Source organism: Wolbachia endosymbiont of Wuchereria bancrofti, assembly GCF_002204235.2.
Lineage (GTDB): Bacteria > Pseudomonadota > Alphaproteobacteria > Rickettsiales > Anaplasmataceae > Wolbachia.
Genome location: NZ_NJBR02000075.1, coordinates 1 through 583, shown reverse-complemented (window position 1 = coordinate 583; position 583 = coordinate 1). Strand labels below are relative to the sequence as shown.

General features: G+C 31.9%; 1 protein-coding gene. It reads left to right on the top strand.

Annotated features, from left to right (window positions below):
* Positions 1 to 371: 371 nt before the first annotated feature.
* Entirely contained in the window at positions 372 to 539 is a 168-nt protein-coding gene (locus CCY16_RS05630) for a hypothetical protein (protein ID WP_179946064.1), read from the top strand.
* Positions 540 to 583 lie beyond the last annotated feature (44 nt).

Below are 583 nucleotides of genomic sequence, written 5' to 3'. Positions count from 1 at the left end.
ACATGGTGCAAAAAACTAAACAATAGTACACCAAATACAAGATCCTCTTGTCATTTTAATCTGCACAGATTGGGAAGTTACATAAAATAGCTTTACTATTATAATAAGTGAGCTGGTAAAGTTTGTCAAGTAGTTTTTTAGTTCTGTTTTCCCTGTTTTTAAATTACGATGTTTATAAAATTGTAGGCTAAGGCCATAATTCTAAAAATCTTTATTTAACTTACCTGATCAGCTATTGGTTTATCGAATTTAGCCAGCTGCATATAGTTGTTGGCAATTAAAAGCAGGTTTTCAGCTCGAAATTATGCCTAAAAAAATAACTTGATCGTGTACGCTAAATTTATTATTAACTTTATTAGGGGGAAGTTATTATGCCAGGTAATGGAAATAAATTAAGCATATGGAAAGGGAAAAACACTGTACATATAATGAAAACAGGTATCGAATACACGATTGCACTTGCATCTTTAGCAGTAGCAATAACAACAGTATTAATTACCACTAATGTAATTGCTGTACCGAGCCTTTGTGCTTGTTAGCATAATTGTCAATCCTGTTGGAATTGTAGTCCTATTTGTCATTG

Bases quoted from the DNA above. Each gene is read 5' to 3' on its own strand.
- CCY16_RS05630 (WP_179946064.1), top strand. From the start codon at position 372: ATGCCAGGTAATGGAAATAAATTAAGCATATGGAAAGGGAAAAACACT.